Annotated in this window: 16 protein-coding genes; 8 read left to right on the top strand and 8 right to left on the bottom strand. The window is 60.7% G+C overall.

The window, feature by feature from the left end:
- Positions 1 to 176: 176 nt before the first annotated feature.
- Genes ACQR3R_RS09995 through ACQR3R_RS09985 form a run of 3 tightly spaced genes read right to left on the bottom strand, consistent with a single transcriptional unit; the run spans position 177 to position 5,114 of the window.
- Complete coding sequence (locus tag ACQR3R_RS09995) at positions 177 to 2,039, bottom strand: ABC transporter transmembrane domain-containing protein (RefSeq protein WP_428271936.1); 1,863 nt, start codon at positions 2,037 to 2,039, stop codon at positions 177 to 179.
- Complete coding sequence (locus ACQR3R_RS09990; RefSeq protein ID WP_428271935.1) at positions 2,032 to 3,813, bottom strand: ABC transporter transmembrane domain-containing protein; 1,782 nt, start codon at positions 3,811 to 3,813, stop codon at positions 2,032 to 2,034. The genes ACQR3R_RS09995 and ACQR3R_RS09990 overlap by 8 nt, the downstream gene beginning before the upstream one ends.
- 32 nt (positions 3,814 to 3,845) lie before the next feature.
- Positions 3,846 to 5,114 (bottom strand): acyl-CoA dehydrogenase family protein, encoded by a 1,269-nt coding sequence (locus ACQR3R_RS09985; RefSeq protein WP_428271934.1) that lies wholly within the window; start codon positions 5,112 to 5,114, stop codon positions 3,846 to 3,848.
- Positions 5,115 to 5,440: 326 nt separating this feature from the next.
- On the opposite strand from ACQR3R_RS09985, the gene ACQR3R_RS09980 reads away from it, so the two are divergent.
- The 7 genes from ACQR3R_RS09980 to ACQR3R_RS09950 are packed head-to-tail and all read left to right on the top strand — an operon-like array spanning position 5,441 to position 13,790.
- Positions 5,441 to 6,496 (top strand): ABC transporter substrate-binding protein, encoded by a 1,056-nt coding sequence (locus ACQR3R_RS09980; protein WP_428271933.1) that lies wholly within the window; start codon positions 5,441 to 5,443, stop codon positions 6,494 to 6,496.
- A 15-nt stretch (positions 6,497 to 6,511) separates the two neighbouring features.
- Complete coding sequence (locus ACQR3R_RS09975; protein ID WP_428271932.1) at positions 6,512 to 7,258, top strand: class II aldolase/adducin family protein; 747 nt, start codon at positions 6,512 to 6,514, stop codon at positions 7,256 to 7,258.
- 40 nt (positions 7,259 to 7,298) lie between these two features.
- Positions 7,299 to 8,498 (top strand): LLM class flavin-dependent oxidoreductase, encoded by a 1,200-nt coding sequence (locus ACQR3R_RS09970; protein WP_428271931.1) that lies wholly within the window; start codon positions 7,299 to 7,301, stop codon positions 8,496 to 8,498.
- Positions 8,499 to 8,509: 11 nt separating this feature from the next.
- Positions 8,510 to 10,081 (top strand): ABC transporter substrate-binding protein, encoded by a 1,572-nt coding sequence (locus tag ACQR3R_RS09965; protein WP_428271930.1) that lies wholly within the window; start codon positions 8,510 to 8,512, stop codon positions 10,079 to 10,081.
- Positions 10,074 to 11,135: an ABC transporter permease subunit gene (locus ACQR3R_RS09960; RefSeq protein WP_428271929.1), complete on the top strand. Its 1,062-nt coding sequence runs from the start codon at positions 10,074 to 10,076 to the stop codon at positions 11,133 to 11,135. The genes ACQR3R_RS09965 and ACQR3R_RS09960 overlap by 8 nt, the downstream gene beginning before the upstream one ends.
- A 10-nt stretch (positions 11,136 to 11,145) precedes the next feature.
- Positions 11,146 to 11,991: an ABC transporter permease subunit gene (locus ACQR3R_RS09955; protein ID WP_428271928.1), complete on the top strand. Its 846-nt coding sequence runs from the start codon at positions 11,146 to 11,148 to the stop codon at positions 11,989 to 11,991.
- The gene (locus ACQR3R_RS09950; RefSeq protein ID WP_428271927.1) at positions 11,988 to 13,790 is read left to right on the top strand and encodes a dipeptide ABC transporter ATP-binding protein; all 1,803 of its coding nucleotides are present in this window, start codon (positions 11,988 to 11,990) and stop codon (positions 13,788 to 13,790) included. Before ACQR3R_RS09955 ends, ACQR3R_RS09950 begins: the two co-directional genes overlap by 4 nt.
- A 133-nt stretch (positions 13,791 to 13,923) precedes the next feature.
- On the opposite strand, the gene ACQR3R_RS09945 is transcribed toward ACQR3R_RS09950, so the two are convergent.
- The 5 genes from ACQR3R_RS09945 to ACQR3R_RS09925 form a co-directional block, all read right to left on the bottom strand.
- The gene (locus ACQR3R_RS09945) at positions 13,924 to 14,445 is read right to left on the bottom strand and encodes a hypothetical protein (protein ID WP_428271925.1); all 522 of its coding nucleotides are present in this window, start codon (positions 14,443 to 14,445) and stop codon (positions 13,924 to 13,926) included.
- Positions 14,446 to 14,510: 65 nt separating this feature from the next.
- Positions 14,511 to 15,032, bottom strand: a complete 522-nt coding sequence (locus tag ACQR3R_RS09940) for a methylamine dehydrogenase light chain (RefSeq protein ID WP_428271924.1) — start codon at positions 15,030 to 15,032, stop codon at positions 14,511 to 14,513.
- Between the two features lie 19 nt (positions 15,033 to 15,051).
- Positions 15,052 to 15,672, bottom strand: a complete 621-nt coding sequence (gene mauD / locus ACQR3R_RS09935; protein WP_428271923.1) for a methylamine dehydrogenase accessory protein MauD — start codon at positions 15,670 to 15,672, stop codon at positions 15,052 to 15,054.
- Between the two features lie 3 nt (positions 15,673 to 15,675).
- The gene (locus ACQR3R_RS09930; RefSeq protein ID WP_428271922.1) at positions 15,676 to 16,215 is read right to left on the bottom strand and encodes a MauE/DoxX family redox-associated membrane protein; all 540 of its coding nucleotides are present in this window, start codon (positions 16,213 to 16,215) and stop codon (positions 15,676 to 15,678) included.
- Positions 16,216 to 16,227: 12 nt separating this feature from the next.
- Positions 16,228 to 17,376, bottom strand: coding sequence for an amine dehydrogenase large subunit (locus ACQR3R_RS09925; protein ID WP_428271920.1), 1,149 nt, complete (start codon positions 17,374 to 17,376; stop codon positions 16,228 to 16,230).
- 348 nt (positions 17,377 to 17,724) lie between these two features.
- Between ACQR3R_RS09925 and feaR the strand changes: the two genes are divergently transcribed.
- On the top strand, positions 17,725 to 18,642 hold the full coding sequence (gene feaR, locus ACQR3R_RS09920) for a transcriptional regulator FeaR (protein ID WP_428271919.1): 918 nt from the start codon (positions 17,725 to 17,727) through the stop codon (positions 18,640 to 18,642).
- The last annotated feature ends 193 nt before the right edge of the window (positions 18,643 to 18,835 follow it).

The raw sequence follows: 18,835 nt of genomic DNA, 5'->3' as shown, positions 1-18,835 counted from the left end.
ATTGCAACGGACATGCCATGCAAGGTTGCAGCGGTTTCGACCCGCAGCGGCGGGTGTCTGACGATTCGCGGCAGGCCTTGAACGGGCGAGGTGCTTCTGTAGCAGCACCCCGTCAGCAATGGTTGCTGGGGGCGCAACAGGCTGCATGCCCACGCGGCGCGTGAGCATGCAGGTGGTCAGGCCGTCGCGACGATATCGTCGATGGAGGCACCCGCTTCAGCGCTGCGCAGATAGGTTTGATACAACGCCGCATACGCGCCGCCCTGGTCGATCAACTGGCTGTGAGGCCCTTGTTCGACAAGGCGCCCATGACGAATCACGGCGATGCGGTCGGCGTCGCGAATGGTCGCCAAACGGTGGGCGATGATGATCGCGGTACGCCCTTCGCACAGGCGACGAAACGCTCGCTGAATACGGCGCTCGGTGTGGATGTCGACGGCCGAGGTGGCTTCGTCCAGCACCAGTACTGCCGGGTCTGCGAGGTAGGCGCGCACCAGGCACACCAATTGCCGCTGGCCGTGACTGAGGTGCGCGCCTAGCGGACCGACTTCGGTCTGGTATTGATGGGGCAGGCGTTCCAGCACTTCGTCCGCGCCTAACTCACGCGCGGCGGCAATCAGGCAGGCGTCGTCGGCAGTCGGCGCGGCCAGGCGCAAGTTATCGAGAATGCTGCCGCTGAACAGCACGTTGTCCTGCAATACCACACCGACATTACGCCGTAGTTGATGCTGTGTCAGGTCACGAATGTCGATGTCATCCAGTTTGACCACGCCCGATTGCACATCGTAAAAACGCGTCAGCAACTGCACCAAGGTACTTTTGCCATGCCCCGAGGGGCCGACGATTGCCAGCACTTCGCCGGCCGGAATGTGCAGGTCCAGATCATCAATGACCGGTGACGGGCTGTCGCTGTTGTAAGCAAACCGCACGCGCTCGAAGCTCACGTTGCCACGGGCCCTGTTCAGGCTTTGAGGGGCGGTGCTGTCGTTGATGTCGGGCCTTGTATCCAGCAGCAGGAAGATCCGTTGCGCCGAGGCCGAACCCGTGGCGTAGCGCTCGAACAGGTCCGACAACTCTTGCAGCGGCCCGAGAAACAGGAACACATAAAACAGGCTTTCCGCGACCTGGCCCACGGTCACGTCCTGCTGCGCCAGGCCAAAAGCTCCCACCAGCAACAGCAGCGCCATGCCGGCCGAGCTGAGGAGTGCGGTGAAGGGGGCAAACCAGCTGGAACGCAAACTGCCGCGGATCAACGCTTGATTAAAATCCTCCAGCAGACCGCGATAACGCCTCAGGTTTGGCGCTTGCTGGGCGCATTGCTGCAACATGCGCGCACCGCTGACGCTCTCCACCAGGTGCGCGGTGAAGCGGCTGCGGTTTTCCGCGACTTTCGACCAGTTGCGCTGCGAAATGCGTTTGAAACTCCAGGTCGCCAAGACGAGCAAGGGCACGGTGGCGGCCAGGCTGAGGAAAAATCGCGGGTCGATCCGCCATAACATCACTGACGCCAGGCCGCAGCGCAGCAACGCGCCCAGCAACTCGGGAGGGCCTTGAATCAATAAGGGTTCGAGCGCGTCGACGTCACGGTCGGCGCGGGAAATGATTCGCCCGGCCTTGGTTCGGTCGAAGTAGCTGACACTGAGGCTTTGAACGTGGGCAAACACTCGCACCCGCAAGTCGTTGAGCACGCGGATCGCCGCACTGCCGGCAACGAATTGCGAAATACCGGCCAACAGAAAACGCCCCAGCCAGCTCGCCGCCAGCCCCAACCCGAGCCACAGCACCAAGCGCTCATCCAGCAACCAATGATCGTTTTGCTGAATCAACCCTCGGTCGAGCAATTCACGGACAAACCATGGCCGTAAAAACACGGTGAACACCAGCAGCACTTCGATGCCGATGACCCCGAAAATATGCCGCCGAATGGGCCGCAGCAGCGGCAATAAACGACTGAACATGCTGCGGTCGAGGGCTTTCCTCGCCAGCATTTCTTCAATTTCAATGTCGCTCAGGGCTTTGCCGGCGATTGGGTTAGCCATGATCGATCCCTAGCAAGTCGCGGTAGTCCGGGTTGGTTTTTAGCAGTTCGGCGTGCGTGCCATCGGCGGCGATCCGGCCGTCCTGCAGCATCAACACGCGGTCTGCCAGAAGAATGGTCGACAGCTTGCTGGAGATCACCAGCAAGGTAGTGGCACGTCCCTGATCGCGGCGCAGCTGGCGAATGTTGTTCAGCACCTGACGCTCGCTGATCGCATCCAGTGCGCTGGTGGCATCGTCCAGGCACAGAATGTCCGGTTCGCCGAGCAGGGCGCGAGCCAGGCTCAGGCGCTGACGCTGACCACCCGACAGCGTCACGCCACGGTCTCCCAGTGGGGTGGCCAAACCTTGTGGCAAACGCTGCAGCACATCGTCGGCAGCGGCCAGGCGCAGGCCGTGGCGTAACTGTTGATCATTGGCGTGCGGCGCGGTCAGGCGCAGGTTGGCGGCCAGCGTGTCGGAAAACAGGAAGCTTTCCTGTGGCACCACATGCACCCGGCGACGAACCTGGTCCAGGTTCAATTGACGGATGTCCTGCCAGCCAGCGCTGTCAGAGCCCAGCAGAACCGCACCGGAGCTGACATCGCTCAGACGCGGTAACAGACTCGCCAACACACTTTTGCCAGTGCCGGTTGCACCCACCAGGGCGACAATTTCACCAGGCTGCAACGTCAGCGAGCAGTGGTGAAGAATGTCCCGGCCACCGCCGGGCGCGCTGACATTCACCCGTTCCAGTTTCAAACCCACCGCTGTATCGGGCAACGTCGCAGGGCCGCTGCGGATGGCCGCCGGTTCGTCGAGCAGTTGCCAGATACGTTCGGCACTCGAACGCGCATCGGCGAAGGTCTGCATCACACGGCCAATGCCTTCGATGCGAAACACCAGCGTGGTGGCAATCAACAATGAAGTGACGAGCTCGCCAATACCCAGTCGGGCGTCGGCGACCAGGTGCGCGCCGTAGACCAGAATCCACACATGGCCCAGTGCGACGACGGCTTGCGGCAGCGGTATCCGTGAACTTGAGTAGGCAAGGGCCAGCCGCGCGTGCTCGGCGAAAACGTTCACTTGCGTGGCGAAACGCTGGATGCGGCTGTGCTCCAGACCAAATGACTTGATCACCCGTACGCCGCCAATGCCTTCGCTGAGGTCCTGATTGACCCGGTCATAGGCTTCGCCGACCGCCCGGTCGAGGCTGACCAGGCGCTCGGTCTGGCGCACGAAAATCCACAGGCCGACCACCGTCAACAATAACGGCACCAACCCCAGCAGCGGGTCGTACCAGCTCAGCAGACCCACCGTGGCCAACACCACCAGCGGCGTTTCCAGCACTTGGCGCCAGAAGCTGATCAGCGCGTCGCGAACCTTGTCGGCATCGCGAGTGGTGCGGGTGATCATTTCCCCCATACCGTGCTGCCAGTGGTAACCCAGGTGCAGGTTCTGCACCTGCTGCAGGATGCGTTCGCGCAAGCGCGTCAGGAGTTCCTGGCTGAGCACCAGCGATAGCACGCTGGCGGCGTATTGCAACACACCGCGGCCCAGCGCCACGGCGAGCATCAGCCACAGCCAGTACCAACCGAGGCTGGCGTCCAGGCTGCCGTCGGCCAACCGCACCACGGCGCGCCCGGCGCTGACATCATTGACGGCATGCCCGATCAGCCATTGCTGCCAGACCAGCCCGAGGTTTACTGCAATGTACAACGCCGCCACCAGAACGAAGCGCCAGGGCATCTCCCGGTAAATCGCCAGGCTGCGCAAGAGAGGGTGTTTTTCGATCATGAAAAAGCTCTGATTTAAGGGTCCAGGTGCGATCAACGCGCGGGATGCGTGGCACCCTGTTTTTCCTTGGCATTGAGAATCGCGGTGTACTCGCCCGGGTCAACGCCGTTGAGGTAGTAATTGCCGACGTGATGCAAGCGCCAGCGGACAGGGTCATGCGTGGTGTGAACCCTGGCGTTGCGCCAGAACCGGTCGAGGTTCCATTTGCTCAGCGATGAGCTGGCGCCGAGCAGCGAGAAAATGTCGCTGGAAATTTTCAGCGAGGCCGCGTCCGAATGCGCACGCGCGGTGGCGACCGACAGGATTAGCTCGTCCTGCAGTGCTTTGTTTTCCGGGTCCAGTTCGTGCTGGTCGAACACCCGCGCCGCGTCCCGCAGTAACGATTGCGCACCGCGTAGCGCCACGGCGTATTCGCCGATCTGCTTGATGATGTGCGGTTCCTGATTAGCCTGCTCGACACCGCTTTCCACCCATGGCCGGGCATGTTGATTGAGGTATTCGACGGCAGCCGACAGCGCGCCTTCGGCAATGCCGGTATCGATGGCGGCGTGAAGAATCTGCGGGAAGGTCAGACCGGTGCGTTTCATCGGCCCCTTGCGCTGGGACACAAAACTTTCGTCCAGCTCAATGTTGTCGAAAATCACCGTGCCGCTGACCGAGTTTTTTTGACCGAATGCTTCCCAGTCATCCACCAACGTCAGGCCTGGGGCATTGCGGTTGAGCAGTACACCGGCGCCGCCGTCATCGCTGGCAGCGGTCAGGGAGATCCACTCGGCCAGGTACGAACCGGTGGAGTAGAACTTGCTGCCGTTAAGGATCAGCTTGCCGTCGGCGCGGCGTTCGACACGGGTCTTGAGGGCAAATTTATTTTTACCGCCTACTTCAGCCAAGGCGTTGCCGAAGCGCTTGCCGGCCAGCACATCGCGCACTAGGCGATCACGAATGTCATCGGGGTAGCCGCTGAAAATGCCGCGCAGCATCACGTTATGAATCTGCAGCAACTGGCCCACGCCACCGTCCGCTATCGAGATGATGCGCACGGTTTCGACGATGGTTTCTACCGAAGCGCCGAGGCCGCCAAACGCTTGCGGCACACCGATAGCGGTCAGGCCGCTGTCGGATAACAGCTGTGCCTGGCGACGTGGCAACTGGCCGTTCTGACTGGCATCGGCGGCGATTTCGGCAATTTCTACGGCAATCTCCCGTGCGACTTCGATGGCTTGCGCTTCGCTGCTTAACAGACGGATCGGGGCCTGGTGTTGTGTCAGGTGGCCGGCGGGATCGTGTTCAACCTTGCTCATGGTTTTACCTTTGTTGATGGGCCTGTATGGGCATTGAAAGTGCCTTGAGCAAGTTCTGCGCCAAGGGCCGAAAACCTTGCCCTGCGCAGGGTTTGGCGCGGGTAAGGCGCAGCGTGTGCTGCTCCAGAAGCAACACAGTCATGGCCACTGCTGCATGAGCAGCAGTGCACGTGCAAACCTGCTGGCCGTTCAGCAATCAGCCCTGGGCAATTCTTCGAAGTGACGCGCAAAGCCCTGTAAACCGGGGCTTTTGCTTGTTGGCACGGGCGCTGCAATAGCCCTGGCAACAGTCACCGCTACCGACGTTTCAACCCAAGGAGCTGCCCATGACGCTTGCTGCCAAACAACCCCGGCCTGCTGACCAGGCCGAACTGGATCAGATCTGGTTCACCCGCTGCCCGGTTCCAACCGCCTCGGGCATTGCTTACAAACTCGGTTGGTTAAGCGAAGAATTCGCTGCCGACGGGCTGCCGGTTTCGACCTTGCAAGAGGCTCGTCAACTGGGGCATCACCATTACGATCATGAGCTGCCAGGGCTGTTTCGCGAGGGCGGCAATGTACCCGCATTGGCGGCGCGAGCGGCGGGTGCACCGAGTCGCTTGATCGGCCTGACCTGGATTGAAGAATGGCAAACGATACTGGTACGCCCCGACTCCGGTATTCGCCGCCCGGAAGACTTGAAAGGCAAGCGCCTGGCGCTTCCGGCCTGGGGTGAAAACCGTCCCGGGAGCATCGCTCGTGCCATGAGCCTGCACGGCTACAAAGGGGCGTTGAGCCTGGCAGGGTTGGGTTTCGATGATGTCCACCTGGTGGAAGTCGCCCTGCAGAATCAGGAGCAGGCAGCGAACCCGCAGGAAGGTTTGCAGCGGCTGTGGTCAGGCCTTGATTACCTGGTGCGCGGTGAAGTGGATGCGGTGTACGTCAAAGGGGCGTCGGCGGCCGACGCCGCGCGCCGTCTCGGATTGGTGGTGGGTATCGATCTGGACCTGATCGCCGAGCCGCGTTTTCGCATTAACAACGGTACGCCGCGTCCGATCACGGTTCACCAGAGCCTGCTCGATAACCATTTCGACCTGGTGGTGCGCTTTCTCGCGCAAACCCTCAGCGCCGCCGACTGGGCGGCCAATAATCGCGATGCGTTGAACGCAATTCTCGAAGAAGAAACCCGTGCCGGCAGTGCCGGTGTCGCCGAAGCCTACCGGGGTGAATTCCACACCACGCTGGCGCCAGACCTGTCGACACAGCGTCTGGAATTTCTCGATATTCAAAAAGACTTTCTGTACCTGCACGGCTTCCTGGAGCGCGATTTTTCGATCGCCGACTGGGTCGATCCGCGCCCCCTGCAAGCCGCCCATGAACTGTTGGCCAAGCGCCGCGCCTGACTGTGGAGAACTGCCATGACTGTACTCATCAATGAAAAGCCGATCAGCGAACAACCGATCAGCGAAGCACTGCAAAGTTTTGTCGACAAGGTGCTGGTCGAGGCTGAAGCGGCCTTCACCGTGTTCCGTGAAACCAACACCATTACCGCCAACGGCACCGTAGGGTTTATCGAGCGCGTACCGGGCCAGGAACTGTTGGTGTCGGTGAACTATGGCGGCCCGTGGAACTACCGCAAGCCGCTGCAAGCCACCGTTACCGACTTTGCCGGCAACGTGATTCTTGGCAAAGGCAAGGGCGGTTTGGGCCGTTACACCAAACTGTTCCAGCAACAGCCTGACGTGACCACGGTGTCGCATGTGCACTCACCGTACCTCGGTGCCTGGGCGCAAACCCACCGCACGCTGCCATTTCACTATGTGCCGGTGCAGCGTTATCAGCTTGCTCGCGAGTTGCCGGTGTACATCGACCGGCGCCAGCAAGAGGTAGATTTCATCCTCGAGAAGATTGCCGAGAACCCCTTCAACCTGGCCATTCTGGAAGCTAACGGCGGCGCCACGGTGTGGGGCAAGCAAGGCCTGCGCGCGACCGCCGAATTCATCTTGTTGCTGGAGGAGGGCGCGCAACTGCAATTGCTCGCCGATGCGCTGGGTGGCTCGCGGGCTTACGGCCCAGGTGTTTTGACCCAGCAATGGAAAATGAGCGGCCTGTACGAAAAGGCTACCGAACTGGGCTTGGTGCCGGCCATTGACCGTCGCGCCTGACGGCGGTTGAAAGGATGTTCACCCTTCAAGGAATATGCGCATGGCGGTAAAAATTCTTTGGTACCTCACCACTCCCGACGGGCCTTATCCGTGGGAGCCTGCGGGCCGCTGGAAAACTGATTTCGAGCACTTGAAACAACTGGCAGTGGCCAGTGATCGGTTGGGTTATTACGGTTCGCTGCTGGGTTCCAGTCCCAACGAGAGCCTGGCGGTTGCAGCGTCCTTGATCGATGCCACCCAGCGGTTGCGGTTTCTGGTGGCGCAGCACCCTGGCGAATTGTCCCCAGCGGTATTGGCCAAGTGGGCGCTGACCTTCGATCAGTTCTCCAACGGCCGGTTGCTGTTCAACGTGGTCAATGGCAATGACGCCGGTCTGGCGACGCTTGGCGTGCATTACCCGCACGACGAACGCTACGACTTCAGCCTCGAGTACTGGCGCGCCTTTCAAAGCATCTATGCCGGCGAAACCGCAGGCTTCGACGGCCAGTACGTCAAGCTTGCACCACGCTCGCCGGGCGCTGCCGGTCACCCGTTGGGCGGTTGGCACCCGCCACGGCAGCAACCCGGCATACCGCTGTGGGGCGCAGGGACTTCAGGCCCCGGCGTTGCGCATTCGGTGCAACTGCTGGACGTGTACCTGAGCTTTGCCAACACCCCGCCGAAACTCGGCGACAAGTTCCGTAAAGTGGCCGCCGAGGCTGCGAAGCTGGGCCGCGAATTGACCTTCGGCACGCGCCTGCAAATCATCGTCCGTGAAACCGAGGAGGAGGCGTGGGCTCACGCCGAAAAACTCTTGCAACGCACGTCGCTGCAGACCGCGCGCACGGCCATCGAGCGCCAACTGCCTGCTGGCGAAACCCTGGAGAGCTTTCGCAGCGAGGACCCGCAAATCCAGCGCAACGTTGACGCCATTCGTGCGGGGCGATTGCCTTCGGCGCGGGACCTGGAGATCTACCCTAACGTGTGGCTCGGCCCCAGCCTGTTTGGCTTCAATATTCTCGGGCCGGCAGCCGGCACCTACCTGGTTGGAAGTGCCGAACAGGTTGCCGAGCGCATTCGTGAGTACGAAGCGCAAGGCGTCTCGGCCTTCATACTTTCCGGTTTTCCGTTGATTGATGAAGCACACCGAGTGGCGGATCTGCTGTTTCCGTTGCTCGACCTGGACCACGGTTTCGACGTGCCTCGGCTGGGCGTCAGCCCCGCGATACAACCGCGCGCGCTGGCAGCCGGGCAGGCCTGAGGACGACGTTGATGAGCGAGCTATTTTCCCGTCGCAGTTTTCTCGGTAATGGCCTGGCCGTCGGCGGCGGTTTGCTGCTTGGCAGCAGTCTGCTCAGTGGCTGTGATGGCGGGGGAGAGGTCGCAACCGCAGCAGCCCTGGGCAGCACGCCAATGCACGGCGGCCGGTTGCGGGTCGGCATTATCGATGGCGATCAATCAGGCAACCTCGACGCCCACAAACCGGTGGGCGGCGGGATCATTCGCGGCTGGGCGCTGTACAGCAAGTTCTGGGAATGGAACACCGATGTCAGTACGCGCCTGGCGCTCGCGGAATTTGCCGAGCCCAACGCCGATGCCAGCGCCTGGGTGATTCGTATCAAGCCCGGGCTCGAGTTTCACCATGGCAAGAGCATTGGCGCCGATGACATGTTGTTTTCGATTTTGCGCCTGACCGATCCGGCATTGGCGTCGCCATTTGCGGGTCTGGTGGGTGCCATCGACCGCAATGCGTTACGCAAACTGGACGCGCGCACCGTTGAAATCCGTTTCAAGGACGGCCAGAGTTTCTACCCCTTGGATGAAACCCTGATCAGCTTCGGCGGCATTGTGCCGACCGATTACCACCCGATCACCAATCCAGTCGGCGCCGGGCCTTACAAACTTAAAAGTTTTATTCCCGGACAGCGTTCGCTGTACCAGCGTTTCGAGAATTACTACAAACCCGGCCAGCCTTACGCCGATGAGCTGGAGATCATCGAATTCAAGGATCAGGTGTCACGGGCAGCGGCGCTGCGTGCCGGCCAGATTGACGTGGCCAGTGGTGTGCAGGCCGAACACAGCGCGCTGCTCAAGGCTGATTCGCGCTTGCGATTTTACGCCTCGCCGAGTACTTCGTTCACCGGGTTCAACCTGAATGTGGCAAAACAGCCGTTCCAGGATCAGCGAGTGCGCGAGGCATTTCGCATGTTGGCCGACCGGCGAGAGTTGGTCGACCGGGGGCTGAACGGCTTTGGTCGTGTGGCCAACGACCTGTATTCACCGCATGATCCTACCTACAACCACAGCATCGCGCAGCGCCCCTACGACCTTGACCAGGCACGTTCGCTGTTGCGACAGGCCGGGGCTGATGACTTGCGCGTGGAACTGACCACCACCCCGGGGCCGGGTGTGAACGCGGCGCTGGTCTTTGCGCAGCAGGCGAAAAAGGCCGGGGTCGAGATCAAGGTCACCCAGGTCGACGGTTCGGTGTTCAACGGTCCGCAACGGGAAAACTGGCTGCTGTCACCGGGCTCTACCCCGGCGCGGGGTTTTCTGGCTTCGGCGCTGCACAACGATGCCCCGCAAGCGATTTACAACCGCAGCAATTTCCACGATGAGCGCTTCAGCGCGTTGTACCGGCAAGCGCTGGCACAACCCGATCTTGAGCAGCGCAAACTGCTGGTACACGAAGCACAAAGCATTCAACACGCGCGGGGTGGACTGCTGATCTGGGGCTTCAACGATGTGCTGGATGCAGCCTCGGTTCGGGTCGGTGGCTTGCAGCCTGAACAAACCACATTCGCTTCCTGGCGTTTCGACGAGATGTGGCTCAATCATGCATGACTCAACGTGCAAAACACCGCGCACGCCGGCCTGGTTGTCCTGGTTTATCGGGCGACTGATTTATGGCTTGCTCACCGCGTGGGTCATCAGCCTGGTGGTGTTTATTGCCACGCAAGCGCTGCCTTCAGATCCGGCGCGAGTGATCCTGGGGCCCGATGCGCCACTGCAAAGCATTCTTACGCTGCAACGGCAGTTGGGACTGGACCGACCGGTGCTCGAACAGTATGTGCGCTGGCTTGGGCATGCGCTGAGCGGTGAACTTGGCGTTTCACTGGATTCCAATGCGCCGGTTGGCAGCATCCTGTTTGCGCGTTTTGGCTACACCCTGGCGCTCCTTGCCGGGGTGATTGCGCTGGTGGTGCCCGCCGCGCTGCTGCTCGGTGTTGCGTTGGCGTTGCGCCGTGACAGTCGTCTGGATCGCTGGTGCCTGTCGCTGCTGATTTTCCTCAAGGCGACGCCCGGTTTCTTGTTGGCAATCGGTCTGGTGCTGCTGTTTTCCATGCCGCACATGGACGTGTTGCCCGCCGTCTCCATCCTTGATCCGGACAAATCGTTGCTGCGTCAGTTGCAGTTTCTGGTATTGCCGGTGTTGGCCCTGAGTTTGTCGGCACTGCCTTACCTGACGCGCATGGTGCGCGCCTCGATGATCGAGGCGCTGGAGTCCGATTACGTCATCGCCGCGCGGCTGCGGGGGATTCCCGAGTGGCGCATTGTCTGGCGCCACACGCTGCCCAATGCACTGATCCCGGCCATTCAGGGCGTAGCGCTGACGCTGCGCACGCTGATCGGCGGCGCGTTGCTGGCCGAGGTGATTTTCAGCTACCCGGGTATCGGCACTTCGCTGAATTCGGCGATTCAGATGCGTGATTTGCCGATGATCCAGGCCATCGTGCTGGTGATTACCCTGGGCGTGGTGCTGATCAATCTGTTCGCTGACCTGCTGACCGTGCTGCTGACCCCAAAACTGCGTACCGCGCGCCGGGTCACCCTGATCAGGCGCAACCGTCGGGGCATTCAGCCCTGGTGGCGACGTTCCGCACCCAAGGCGCCTTGAGAGGTGATGCATGATTGACTCGCGAAAAGCGCGCTGGCGCGTGTGGTTGGCCGAACCACAAACCCGCAAAGGCGTGCTGATCACCCTGCTGGTGGTTGCCCTGGCATTGCTTGGGCCATGGCTGGCGCCGCACAGCCCCACCGATATGGTCGGCTCGATTTATGGCGCACCGGTGGGTGCTGCGCTACTGGGCTACGACTTTCTGGGGCATGACGTGTTGTCTAGGTTACTCAGTGGCGGCGTGTCGGTGCTGTGGATGTCAGTGGCGGCGGCGTCAATTGCGCTGCTGGCGGGCAGCACGCTGGGCTTGCTGGCAGGTTTTTCCCGGCGCCGCCTGGATCAGTTGATCACGTGGCTGGCGGATGTGTCGCTGGCGTTTCCCGACCTGATCCTGGTGCTGTTGATCGTCTCGATGCTGGGCCGTGCGCCGTGGCTGATTGTGTTGACGGTGGCCATCGCGTTCACGCCCGGGGTGATTCGTCTGGCACGCGGCAGTGCGGTATCGGTTGCGGGGCAAGAGTTTGTCGAGGCCGCGCAAATGATGGGCTATTCGAGGCGCCGGATTCTGTTCCGGGAAATATTGCCGAACATCCTTACGCCGCTGTTGGTGCATTTTGGCAACATGCTGACCTGGGGCGTGGGCATGCTCTCGGGATTGAGTTTTCTCGGTTACGGCGTCGCACCACCGACCGCTGACTGGGGGCTGATGATCAACGAAAACCAGGCCGGTCTGCTGGTACAGCCGTGGGCGGTGCTGGCGCCGGCGATCCTGATCGGCATCTTCGCCTATGGCACCAACATTCTGGCTGAAGGCATCGGTCGCAGCAGCTCACGGATCGGAGAAAAACAACCATGAATGCACTTGCCGGGATACAACACCGTCCCCCTGTGATGAGTTCGCAGGTGTTGTACGTCAACAATCTGCGGGTGGAGCTTGCGGGCCAGATCGATGTGGTGTCCGGTGTGTCCTTCAGCCTTGAGGCGGGAGAGATTCTGGGGTTGGTGGGTGAATCCGGTTCGGGCAAAACCACGCTGGCCACTGCGTTGTTGGCCCATGCCCGGCGGGGCGCGCGAATTGTCGGTGGCCAGGTCGAAGTAAGTGGCCAGTCGTTGCTGGCACTGCAAGGTGAAGCGCTGCGCCGCGCCCGAGGCAGTTTGATCGGTTACGTGGCACAAGACCCTGCGACGGCGTTGAACCCGGCGCTGCGCATCGGCAGTCTGTTACGTGAAACGCTGGCAGCGCATCAGGTGCAGCTCGATCGCGCGGCGCAACAGCGGCGCATCAATGAAACCCTGCGCGATGTCGGCCTGCCGGAGGATGCGCAATTCCTGCGGCGCTTTCCTCACCAGTTGTCCGGTGGGCAGCAGCAGCGAGTGATGTTGGCGTTGGCGTTTGTCCTGCGCCCGGCATTGATCGTTCTGGATGAGCCGACTACCGCGCTGGATGTCACCACGCAGGCGCACATCCTCGCGACCTTGCGTCGGTTGTGCAAAAGCCTGGGTGTCGCTGCAGTGTATGTCTCGCATGACCTGGCGGTGATCAAGGACCTGGTGGATCGGGTGATGGTGATGTACGCCGGGCGTATCGTCGAAGTCGCCAGCCGCGAGGCGTTGTTCAAACAGCCGGCTCATCCTTACACCCGAGGCTTGCTGGCCGCGATTCCGGACGTTGCGCAGCGTCGTGATTTGCAAGCGATTGCCGGGCACGCACCCGCACCGGGGCAGCGACCGCAAGGCTGTGCTTTTGCGCCACGTTGCCCACGCAGCAGTGCTAGTTGCTCTGGGGCCGAACCTGCGTTGCACGCTGTTTTGTCATCGCAGGAAGTGGCCTGCATCGACCCGCATCTTCAGCCATTGCAGTTGCAGGCCCAAGCACCGTTGCCGCGCGCTGGCGAGGTGCTGACGCGTGCGCCGTTGCTTCAGATCAAGGACCTGAACGTGGCCTATGACCGCCAGGTGCTGTTCGAGGTGTCGCTGCATCTGGCCGCCGGCGAGTGCCTGGCGTTGGTTGGCGAGTCCGGCTCCGGCAAAACCAGCCTGGCCCGTGCGGTCGCCGGATTGGGGGAAAATGCCGAGGGCGAGTTGCATTACGCCGGCGCGCTGCTGGCGTTGTCGACACGTAAGCGCAACAGCGCGCAGCGGCATCAAATTCAGTACATTTTCCAGAATCCATACCGGGCGCTGAACCCGAGGCAAACGATTTATCAGACATTGAGCGCGCCGTTGGAGCACTTTTTCGGCATCAAGGGCACCGTCGCCCGCCAGCGAGTGGAGGCCGTACTGAAGCGCGTTTCGCTACCGGTTTCGGTGGCGGATTTATACCCTCACAGCTTGTCGGGTGGCGAGCGCCAGCGTGTTGCGATTGCCCGCGCGCTGGTCTGTGAGCCGAAACTGCTGATTTGCGATGAAATCACTTCGGCGCTGGATGTGTCGGTACAAGCGTCGATTCTGGCCCTGTTGCGCCAATTGCAACAGGAAGGGCTGACGCTGCTGTTCGTCACCCACGATCTCGGCGTGGTCCGCGCCATCGCCGATCGCGTATTGGTGCTCAAACAGGGGCGAGTCGTGGAGCAGGGCACAGTCGACCAGGTCCTCGATCAGCCACAGGCAGCGTACACGCGCACGCTGCTCGACAACTCCCCGACACTCGGCTGAAGCCACTTCAAGCCCCGCAGGAAACGTGGTGATGCAGGAATGTATGGTGCTAACGCAAATCCCGCAGGAAACCGGCTTGCCGGTGATGGCGTCTGCGAAATCGCCATCGCTGGCAAGGCATCAACCCCGACGCTCAGTCATTCATTCCGTCTTCAATGGCGATACCTTGTGCGCGCATTTCCTTGATCAGTCCGGCCCGGGTTCCGGGCAGGTTGAGCATGGCTTTTTGGCGCAGAACAGTGACTTCTTCGGCGCTGAAAGGCTGGTAATTGACGGGTGTGCTCTTGCCGGCCATGCCGTCTTCGCGCATCAACCAATTGAGTAAATCGGCCAGTTGCGCATTGTTCAGCGCAGACTGCGACATGCCCGGCACGCGCACCAGGAACTCACGGCCACCGGGCACTTTCAGAAAATTGCCAACAAATCCGGCCATCCTCGGCGTGTCGTTGGCGGGCGAACCCATGCCGTTGCCCAAGTGGCAGCCGGCGCATTGCAATTGATAGTTCACGCCCACGCTATAGCCGGCCTCGGCAATGGGTGTTTGCGGTGCTTCATTGCCCGGTGCATGACGCTGCGCCGGGTTGGGAATGGCTCTGGCATAAGCGAGCGGGGCGGCGATGAAGCACACCAGGCCGACGAGTAATAACCTGCGCATGGCGAGCACCTCTGCGGAAAGCAAAAAAACCGCCGGCTGCTTACGCAACCGACGGTGAACGCACGTTAAACGGCGACGCCGCGAATGATCGAAACCGTGCAGTGGTAGATGTGCGACTTGGCAGCCAGGCACCAGTTAACGTCGTTGTTGTTGAACGGACGGTAGGCCGGCTCCTCACTGTCGTTGCGGGTGCAGGCGCACTGGGCGCAGCTCTGCTTACCGCAGCAGTCGTTGTACGAAATGATGTAGTCCTTGCCGTCGGACGGGTTGCGGCAGGTACCGATCCAGGTCACTTGGGAAGCTTCGGTGCCTGGCGGGCAGGACGTTACCGAGCCTCCGCAGCAACTGCACAAGAAGCCATCGATGGAACAGTAGCGCCAGTAGTCGCAGCTGTTCGGATCGCCTGGGTCGCCAGCCTTCGGCGCATCGGCGGCCAATGCCTTGCTGGTGCGGTCCAGTGGCAACAACAGGGGCAGTGCAGCGCCCGCGACCATCAAGGAACCCATGCGTGACAACAGTTTGCGTCGCGAGGTGGTGTCGGCAACGCGACGGGTCGAGCGCTCAAACAACAGATCCAGCAGTTTCATAACTATCTCCCTGCCTTAATCAGTGGCTATGGCCGTGGCTGTGGTCATGCGGATGGGGTTGGCTGTTCAGGTATTCCTGCAGCGTCGCGCTTTTCAGGTGCTCGACTTCGAACAGGCTGTCCAGGTGTTCACGGGAATTGACCAGGCCTTTGGCGCGCAAGGTGCCTGCCTTGTCGATCAGCGCCGCGTAAGGCAACTTGCCGATTTGATAGGTCATGCCGACTTGCGGACCGACCACATAAGTGACGTCATCCAGTTTGTGTTCGCGGATCAGCGCCTGTTGAGCCTCCATATCGCCGTCACTGATGAACACCACGTCCAGGCGATCGGCTTGTTCCCGGGCAATCGACTTGATCGCCGGCAGCAAGGATTTGCAGATCGGGCAGGTCGGAGAGAGAAAGAACAGCAGTTGCGATTTTTCCGCGGCATAACCGAAATTCACCGGACGGCCGTTGCGGTCAGTGGCAGTGACTTGCGGTGCGGGTTCGTTGACGGCTACGCCTTTATCGACCATCAGTGCGCCGGCCGGAGCAATACGGCCATGCAGCACACCGATCTGACGAACCAGGCCCATGACCGCAAAGGCCAGAGCCAGCAGCAATATCCAGAGCAGCGCATTGGAAACAATCAAGCCTTCCATTTTTCACCTACCAATCAGTTTGAGCAGAAGAGGGGAGTTCGCCAGCAAGCCATCGGCTGCAGCGTAAACAAGCAGCGCAACAGCGCTGGCGGCGATGGTCACAAAGCCGTCGAAAACGTTCAGGTCGCGAACAATCGGCATCACGCTGGCCAGCAGTGCCAGCCCCACCAGCACGCTGTTGCGCACGAGCAGGATCGGACGCAGCGGTTGGGCCTGATCCGGGCCGGCACAGCCGCAGTCAATGTCTCGACGGCCGCGCCACAGGTTGATGCCGATAGCGGCCGCGTACAGTGCCAGCAGGCTGGCGGCCGCCAACGCAGCCCACGAACGGCTGGCCGGTACCAGCAAGGCGAAAGCGATGGCCAGCTCCAGTACTGGAACGACCCTTGAAACCGGGCGGACCAGTGCGTTTGGCAGCAGTTGGTAGTCCGTCAGTTGCTTGGCAAAACGTGCCGGTGCTCGCAACTTGTGAGTTGCAGCGTTGGCCAGCAACACCGCGATAGCGAGTGCACTGGCAATGATGAAGATCGGATCTATGTGCATGGCCGAACCTCGTTAATAGCTCATGACCTGGGTCGCCGTTTTCGCGACTTTCGGCATGCTGCCAGTGAGCTTGTTGGTGGTGAGGTCGAAGATCTGCAAACCACCTTCAACGTCGGCACCGAGCAACAGCGGTTTGTCGTCGCCAGTGGCTTGCATGCTCCACACCGGAACCGGTGCTTCCAGGGTTGCCAGTTTTTTGTGGGTCTTGAGGTCAAACGCCCAGATCAACGGGCTGGGGTCTTCCCACTTCATGGCTTCGTGAGCGTCGTGCATCAGCACGTACAAGCGGTTCAGCTTCGGCGCCACGGCCATTAACTGCCAGCCTCCCGGCGCCCAGCCTGCTTTCTTTTCTTCTTCGGAGGTGAGTGACCATGAGGGCAGGATTTTTGGCGCATCACCCGAGAAGTCGACCGGGCGGATGGTGCCGGTGGTCGTGGTGAAGTAATACGTGTCGCCAACGTTCACGGCGCGCTCGTTGAGCTTTTCCGCATTGGGATCGAAGAACGGCGTACGGCTGCGTGCCGTTTCCAGGCCTTGGTCATTCAGCGTGATGACCTGCAGGCTGCCGTCGCCGCACAGTGAGGCGAAGCGTCGATTGCCGACCGGGTAATTCAGCACGCATCCCGGAATGGCCAGCTCGGCGGTCACCGATTTGGCTTGGGTGTCGACAACGGTCACCGAGGTCGACGGCGTGAAGTTGTAGACGTAGACGAAGCGGTCATCGGCGCTGGTCTTCAAGCCATAACGCTGGGTCAGCGACTCGGCACGCTTGGTTGGGATCAGCAGTTCCCAGGCCGGCGACAGGGTTGAGCTGTCCCAAGCCGTGAGCACGTCAGTGCGGGTGCCGCGAGTACCGCGCGAGTAGAAAATGTCGGCGCTGTAGAGGGTTTTCTGATCGTGGCTCAGCGTCGAAGGGGCGGCGAAACCGGTGGGGACCATGCCGAGAATGCGTTTTTTATCGGGGTCGACCACGGTGACACGGCCGGCCACGAAGCTCTCGAACTCAACATCGACGACAAATGCCCGATGAGTTTCCGGCGGAAATGCCAATACGGTCTGGCCGATAGTGTCTGCGGGCAGGTCCGCGCTGGCATTGTTCAAACCGAGTACTAGCAGGCTGAGACTCAGCGCTGACTGTACGGTGATCCTGGTGGCTCGCATTAGGGGGGACTCCCTGAATTATTGTTCACGCAAATCGCGGGTGCTGTTGGCAGAGTCTTGCCATTCGATTCTGCCTTGGCGCTGCAAACGAAGAATTGCTCTGGCTGCCAAGTGATTGTGTGTCTGTGCCAGTCTTCGCAAATGGCCCCGCAGCTGAATAATTGCTGGCGATTTCCACTGGTCTGTTAGTGCATGATTAATTCAGGGAACACTGGCACGCGAACGCGTGAGGCTGTTGAATAGCGCCCCGGTAGTTGTCGACGTTGGCGGCTGCCCGCTACAAACTAGTTGCCGAGCCGCTCGACGAAGCGGTCGAAGAAAATAAAAAATGCGTGAGGCTTTGCACTGATGATTGATTCTTCAGCGATTCGCAATGAGGCATTCGAGAACTGGTTGAGCCAAGTCAACCAGGCTTGTGGGCGTTTCGATGCCCGGGCATTGGACACCGATTTTTACGGCGAGCTGGCGGAGCACCGCAACGGTGCAATCAACTTAAGCGTGGTCGACATGGCGCACGTGCACCTGTATCGAACCAGCAAGGATGTCAGCGTCAGCAGCGACGGCCACTACTATGCAGTGTTCCAGATGCGCGGCAGCTCGCAACTGGAGCAAGGGGATAACCGGGCCCGACTCGATTGTGGCGATATCGCCTTGATCGACGCCTGCCGCCCCAGCGACATGACTTATAACGAAGACTCACGCCAACTTTCATTGATCGTGCCGCGTCAGGTGCTGGAGCGCGGTTCACACTTCAGCGGCGTCAATTGCGCCACACGCATCGCCGGCAACACGCCTTTGGCCGCGCTGGCCAACCAGTTGGTACTGGACACTCGCCAAAGAGACTGGCTGGACATGAACGAAAGCGAGGCGGTCCTCGATGCGCTCGCCAGCCTGCTGTTACCGGGCATCAGTTCTCGCCACAGCGGTGCCGACTCCCACGAACGGCAGTTTCGTAAAATCATCGCCTACATTGATGCGCACATCAGCGCGCAAGCCTTGTGCCCGGAGCTGATTGCCAGTGAAGTGGGGATCTCGGTACGAGGCTTGTACCGGATGTTTTCCAAGCGCGGTCTGGTGGTGGCGCAGTACATCAAACACCGACGCCTGGACTTTTGCGCAGAAAACCTGCGACGCGCACCTGGCGAGCAAAAGCTCTCGGCACTGTGCTACGCCTGGGGTTTCTCCGACTCCAGCTATTTCTCCTCGGCGTTCAAGGCGCGCTTCGGCGTGTCTCCAGGTGTTTATCGAAAGCGCTATAGCGTGTAACTCCCGATTTACGGCAGGGCGCTGACCTTAAAGAGTCGGTTTGTTGGCGAGGCGCGGGGGGCCGCTGTGGGTGGTGCAGACATTCCAATGGGTTAGCGCTCAAACCTGAAGTACTTCCTGCGCATAAAAACCCAGTCTTAAACGAGTGTTTTGTGTCGTTATTTTGACGCCATCCGGCTGTGAATTTTATTTT

It is taken from the genome of Gordonia sp. IEGM753 (genome assembly GCF_050321825.1).
Lineage (GTDB): Bacteria > Pseudomonadota > Gammaproteobacteria > Pseudomonadales > Pseudomonadaceae > Aquipseudomonas.
The sequence above is the reverse complement of the archived record's forward strand: the minus strand, read 5'-3'. Positions and strand labels throughout refer to the sequence as shown.

Excerpts from the sequence above, each read along its gene's own strand:
- ACQR3R_RS09995 (WP_428271936.1), bottom strand. The coding sequence starts at position 2,039 with ATGGCTAACCCAATCGCCGGCAAAGCCCTGAGCGACATTGAAATTGAA.
- ACQR3R_RS09990 (WP_428271935.1), bottom strand. The coding sequence starts at position 3,813 with ATGATCGAAAAACACCCTCTCTTGCGCAGCCTGGCGATTTACCGGGAG.
- ACQR3R_RS09985 (WP_428271934.1), bottom strand. The coding sequence starts at position 5,114 with ATGAGCAAGGTTGAACACGATCCCGCCGGCCACCTGACACAACACCAG.
- ACQR3R_RS09980 (WP_428271933.1), top strand. The coding sequence starts at position 5,441 with ATGACGCTTGCTGCCAAACAACCCCGGCCTGCTGACCAGGCCGAACTG.
- ACQR3R_RS09975 (WP_428271932.1), top strand. The coding sequence starts at position 6,512 with ATGACTGTACTCATCAATGAAAAGCCGATCAGCGAACAACCGATCAGC.
- ACQR3R_RS09970 (WP_428271931.1), top strand. The coding sequence starts at position 7,299 with ATGGCGGTAAAAATTCTTTGGTACCTCACCACTCCCGACGGGCCTTAT.
- ACQR3R_RS09965 (WP_428271930.1), top strand. The coding sequence starts at position 8,510 with ATGAGCGAGCTATTTTCCCGTCGCAGTTTTCTCGGTAATGGCCTGGCC.
- ACQR3R_RS09960 (WP_428271929.1), top strand. The coding sequence starts at position 10,074 with ATGCATGACTCAACGTGCAAAACACCGCGCACGCCGGCCTGGTTGTCC.
- ACQR3R_RS09955 (WP_428271928.1), top strand. The coding sequence starts at position 11,146 with ATGATTGACTCGCGAAAAGCGCGCTGGCGCGTGTGGTTGGCCGAACCA.
- ACQR3R_RS09950 (WP_428271927.1), top strand. The coding sequence starts at position 11,988 with ATGAATGCACTTGCCGGGATACAACACCGTCCCCCTGTGATGAGTTCG.
- ACQR3R_RS09945 (WP_428271925.1), bottom strand. The coding sequence starts at position 14,445 with ATGCGCAGGTTATTACTCGTCGGCCTGGTGTGCTTCATCGCCGCCCCG.
- ACQR3R_RS09940 (WP_428271924.1), bottom strand. The coding sequence starts at position 15,032 with ATGAAACTGCTGGATCTGTTGTTTGAGCGCTCGACCCGTCGCGTTGCC.
- mauD (WP_428271923.1), bottom strand. The coding sequence starts at position 15,672 with ATGGAAGGCTTGATTGTTTCCAATGCGCTGCTCTGGATATTGCTGCTG.
- ACQR3R_RS09930 (WP_428271922.1), bottom strand. The coding sequence starts at position 16,215 with ATGCACATAGATCCGATCTTCATCATTGCCAGTGCACTCGCTATCGCG.
- ACQR3R_RS09925 (WP_428271920.1), bottom strand. The coding sequence starts at position 17,376 with ATGCGAGCCACCAGGATCACCGTACAGTCAGCGCTGAGTCTCAGCCTG.
- feaR (WP_428271919.1), top strand. The coding sequence starts at position 17,725 with ATGATTGATTCTTCAGCGATTCGCAATGAGGCATTCGAGAACTGGTTG.